This is a genomic window from Streptomyces murinus (assembly GCF_002154555.1).
Taxonomy (GTDB): Bacteria; Actinomycetota; Actinomycetes; order Streptomycetales; family Streptomycetaceae; genus Streptomyces; species Streptomyces murinus.
Genome location: NZ_MUNF01000499.1, coordinates 1 through 4,904, shown reverse-complemented (window position 1 = coordinate 4,904; position 4,904 = coordinate 1). Strand labels below are relative to the sequence as shown.

At 69.6% G+C, this 4,904-nt stretch carries 3 protein-coding genes; all 3 read left to right on the top strand.

Features of this window, described 5'->3' with window-relative positions; all coding sequences use genetic code 11:
- The 3 genes from CCN72_RS27855 to CCN72_RS27845 all read left to right on the top strand — a co-directional run bounded on the left by CCN72_RS27855 (nt 1) and on the right by CCN72_RS27845 (nt 4,899).
- Nucleotides 1-1,062 (top strand): LCP family protein, encoded by a 1,062-nt coding sequence (locus CCN72_RS27855; protein WP_086810617.1) that lies wholly within the window; start codon nt 1-3, stop codon nt 1,060-1,062.
- A gap of 231 nt (nt 1,063-1,293) precedes the next feature.
- On the top strand, nt 1,294-3,138 hold the full coding sequence (locus CCN72_RS27850; protein ID WP_086810615.1) for an LCP family protein: 1,845 nt from the start codon (nt 1,294-1,296) through the stop codon (nt 3,136-3,138).
- Between the two features lie 135 nt (nt 3,139-3,273).
- Nucleotides 3,274-4,899: an LCP family protein gene (locus tag CCN72_RS27845; RefSeq protein WP_086810613.1), complete on the top strand. Its 1,626-nt coding sequence runs from the start codon at nt 3,274-3,276 to the stop codon at nt 4,897-4,899.
- The last annotated feature ends 5 nt before the right edge of the window (nt 4,900-4,904 follow it).

Sequence of the window (4,904 nt, the reverse complement as noted above, 5' to 3'; positions counted from 1 at the left end):
GTGGTCCTGGTGGCGGTGGCCGTCGGGGCGGGGTGGACGGCGTACGCCCGGCTCAGTGCCAATATCCGGCCCGATGACGCGGCGGCCGCCGAGCTCGACCGGTACGCGCGCGAGCGGCCCGCGGTCCTGGCGCCCGGGGCCCGGAACATCCTGCTGATCGGGTCCGACAGCCGGGCCGGGAGCGGCAACGCCCGCTACGGGCGGGACCTGGGCAGCCAGCGCTCGGACACGACGATCCTGCTGCATCTGGCGGCGGACCGGCGCAGCGCCACCGCCGTGTCCGTCCCCCGGGACCTGATGGTGGACGTCCCCGGCTGCCTCCAGGGCGACGGCACCCGGGGCCGGCCGGTGTTCGCGATGTTCAACCACGCCTTCGAGCTGGGCGGTTCGGCGTGCACGGTCCGTACCGTCGAGAAGCTGACGGACATCCGCGTCGACCACCACATGGTCGTGGACTTCAGCGGGTTCAAGGACATGGTGGACGCCGTCGACGGGGTGCGGGTCTGTCTGAAGGAGCCCGTCGACGACAAGGCGGCGAAGCTCAGACTGCCCGCGGGCGAGGTCACGCTCGACGGGGAGCAGGCCCTCGGCTACGTACGGGCCCGCGAGTCGCTGGGCGACGGCAGCGACACCGAGCGGATGCGGCGCCAGCAGCGATTCCTCGGCGCGCTGGTCACCAGGGTGCGCGGCAATGACGTACTGCTGAACCCCTTGCGGCTGTATGCCGTACTGGACGCGGCGACGTCCTCCCTCACCACTGATCCCGGACTGGCGAATCTGGGTGATCTGTACCGATTGGTGCGAACGCTGCACGACATTCCCACCCGGCATATGCAATTCCTGACGGTGCCGAGAGAGCAGTACGTCTACGACGCCAACCGCGATCAACTCGTGGAGCCCGAGGCCGAGAAGCTCTTCAAGCGGTTGCGCGCGGACCAGCCGGTGGTGGTGGAAGGACAGGCGCCCGAGAAGCCGCCGGCGCCGCAAAAGGGCACAAACGGCAGCCCTTCTCCCGCGCCCACCTACACCGGGAACACGGCCGCCGAACACGATTGCGCGTAAGGCGTTCGCCAAGGCCGCCGACTTCCGTTCAGAAAATGAGGCGGATTGCCCAGTTGTAGGGACGACGGATTTGTCACCGGCGTCCCTAGACGCTGAACTGGGCGGATAGTGTGAGCGCTCCGGTGCACCCGGCCACGAGGTCCGACCTGGGGTCGTGCACTGTTTCACCGAGACCCGAGCGCCTTTGAGGGGGAAGGCGCCGCGTGGCCCCGACGGAGGATTCGGACAACCGTGGACGCGCAAGGCCGTGGGCGGGCGGACAACATCGATCCCGCAGACCAGTGGGTGCTCAATCCGAACACCGGCGAATACGAACTGCGACTGCCTCCTTCCGGAACGCAATCGGTTCCCGGTCCGCGCAAGCCGTCCGCCCAGGACGGCGAGGGCGCCCGGCGCCGCCGGCGCAACGACATGGCGCCCGGTGAGACCCGTGAGATGAGCAAGGTGCCCGCGCAGGACGGCGGGCCCGAGGGGGGCGGCACGCGCACCCAGGAGGGGGGCCGTACCCGGGACGGCTCCCGCGCCGGGGACAAGGCGCGCGCCGGGGACGTGCCGCCGCCGCGGACCTCCCGGCGTCGTACCACCGAGCCCGAGGGCGCGCCGGGACGGCGGGGCCGCCGGCCGGTGAAGAAGAAGTCGAAGGCGAAGAAGGTGCTGGCGTGGACCGCCGGCGGTACGGCCTTCGCGCTGGTCGCGGTCGGCGCCGCCGGGTATCTGTACCTCAAGCACCTTGAGGGCAACATCAGTTCCACCGATGTCGGGGACGCGGGCTCCAAGGGCTTCAGCAAGGACGAGGCCTTCAACCTGCTGATCATCGGTACCGACAAGCGCACCGGCAAGGGCAACGAGGGCTACGGCGACTCCGGCAGCGTCGGGCACGCGGACACCAACATCCTGCTGCACGTCTCCAAGGACCGGACCAACGCGACCGCGCTGAGCATCCCGCGCGACCTGATCGTGAATGTGCCGGACTGCCCGACCAAGCAGCCGGACGGCTCGACCAAGGTCGTCCAGGGCACCGACAATGTGCGCTTCAACACCAGCCTCGGCCAGGACGGCCGCGACCCGGGCTGCACCATGCGCACCGTCGAAGAGGTCACCGGCATACACGTCGACCACTTCATGATGGCCGACTTCAACGCGGTGAAGACGCTGACCAGCGCGGTCGGCGGGGTCGAGGTGTGTGTCGCGCACCCGGTGGACGACAAGGAGTCCCACCTCAAGCTGCCTGCGGGCAAGTCGGTGGTGGAGGGCGAGCAGGCCCTCGCCTTCGTGCGCACCCGGCACAGCTTCGGCAATCAGGGCGACCTGGACCGCATCAAGGTGCAGCAGCAGTTCCTGGGGTCGCTGATGCGCAAGATGTCCTCCGGCGACACCCTGAGCAACCCCTCGAAGCTGATGGACCTCGCGGAGGCGGCCACCAAGGCGCTGACCGTCGACACCGGCATAAAGAGCATCAACACGCTGAAGGACATGGCGCTTGAGCTCAAGAAGGTGCCGCCGAAGAACATCACCTTCACCACGGTGCCGGTGGTGGACAACCCCGCCGAGAAGGTCCACGCGACGGTCGTCCTCAACCAGTCGGCGGCGCCCTCGGTCTTCCAGGCGATACAGCACGACGTCTCCTTCACCGACGTCAAGCGCAAGCAGAAGGCCGCCAAGGACGCGCAGGCCGCCCGGCTCAAGGGCAGCAGGTCCGCGCCCGGCGAGGTACGCGTGCGCATCCTCAACAGCGAGGCGGCACCGGGCAGCGCGCAGGCGGTCCTCGACTGGCTCCAGAACACCGAGGGCGTGCTGAAGTCGGAGAACGCGGGCAACGCGCAGGCCGGGCTCCAGAAGACGACTCTGGAGTACGCGCCCGACCAGGCGGCGCAGGCCCGGGAGCTGGCCGCCCTGATGGGGCTGCCCGGCTCGGCGCTCAAGCCGGGTTCGAGCGTCGTCAACTCCCAGGGGCTGCCCGCGATGACGCTGACCCTGGGCAAGGACTTCAAGGGCGCGGGCACGCCGATCGCCGCCCCGGACACGGCGCCGAAGGTCGACAAGTCAACGGCCAACGAGGTTAAGTGCGCCTCATAGGTAACCCTGCGGGCCCGTCGTGCGTCTAACTACTCGGCGCGGGACGGGCCCGTCGCATGGCGCAAAAGGGCGGGGAGGGCAGGGAGAGTGGCGCAGAGCGAAGTGCGGGGTGACGCTGCCGGCGTGGATGACACGATGGCGCTCAACCCGCGGACGACGGACCCGGAGGCCGGGGCCGGACGGCACGGCGGCGGGCGGCGCAAGGGGGGCTCGGGCTCAAGGAGCTCGGGCGGTTCCGGAGGTTCCACGACCGGTCGGCGGCGCCGGCGGCGCGTGCTGCGCTGGTCGGCGACGATCCTCGCGGTGGTCATACTCGGCACGGCTGGCGCCGGTTACCTCTATTACCAGCATCTGAACGCCAGCATACGCAAGGGCGAGCGCAGCAGCGGTGACGCCAAGGCGCAGAAGACCGCCCCGAACGCGGCCGGACAGACCCCGCTGAACATCCTGCTGATCGGCTCGGACAGCCGTAACTCGGCGGAGAACCTGAAGCTCGGCGGCAGCAAGAGCAGCGTCGGCGATCCCCCGCTCGGGGACGTGCAGATGCTCATCCACATATCCGCCGACCGCAAGAGCGCCGCGATGGTGAGCATCCCCCGCGACACGCGCGTCGACATCCCCAAGTGCACGGATCCGGACACCGGCAAGGTCTATCCGGCGACCAACGACATCATCAACACCACCCTCGGCCGGGGCGGCGCCGGCTGCACGCTGGCCACCTGGGAGAACCTCACCGGGGTCTACATCGACCACTGGATGACGATCGACTTCGCGGGCGTGGTGAAGATGGCGGACGCCGTCGGCGGCGTCGACGTCTGTGTGAAGCAGAACGTCTGGGACCGCCCGACCGCGGCCCAGCGCGGCGGCTCCGGGCTGAAGCTGACGGCCGGTACGCACAAGATCAAGGGCGTGCAGGCGCTCCAGTGGCTGCGCACCCGGCACGCCTGGGGCAGCGACCCGTTGCGGGCCCGCGCCCAGCACATGTACCTCAACTCCATGCTCCGCACGCTCAAGTCGCAGAACGTGTTCACCGACACCGGGCGCCTGATGGACCTGGCCGACTCGGCCGTCAACTCCCTCAAGGTCTCCGAGGAGATCGGCACGGTCAAGAAGCTCTACGACCTCGGCATGGAGATGAAGTCCGTGCCGTCGGACCGCATCACGAGCGTGACGATGCCCAACCTCCCGGATCCGCAGGACCCCGACAACCACGTCGTCCCGAACACGGCCGACGCGAGCAAGCTCTGGGAGATGCTCCGGGACGACATCCCGCTCGACAAGAACGGCGGGGCCTCGGACGCCAAGCAGGCGGACAAGCCCCAGCCGGCGAAGTCGCCCTCCACCGATCCGGCCAGGCTCGGCGTCCTCGTCCAGAACGGCACCGGCTCCTCCTCCCAGGCGGCGGTCCCCGGTCGGGCCCGCACCATCGCCGAGACGCTCGTGAGCGAGGGCTACGGCAGGGCGACGGCCGACACCGCGCCCCCGCCGCCGCAGGACAAGACGGTCGTCGAGTACCCCAGCGCCGATCTCCAGGGCGACGCCCAGGGCGTGGCCAAGGCACTGGGTCTGCCGGCGTCCGCGGTGAAGCAGACCACGTCGGTCTCCGGCGTCACCCTGCTGCTCGGCGCCGACTGGCGCACCGGTACGACCTTCCCGAAGCAGTCCAAGCCGAAGGCGGGCGACGTCCCGTCCAACGCCGACGCCATCAACGGCGCGGACAAGGGCGGCTGCATGGAGGTGTACAAGCCGTACCGGTGGTGAACGCC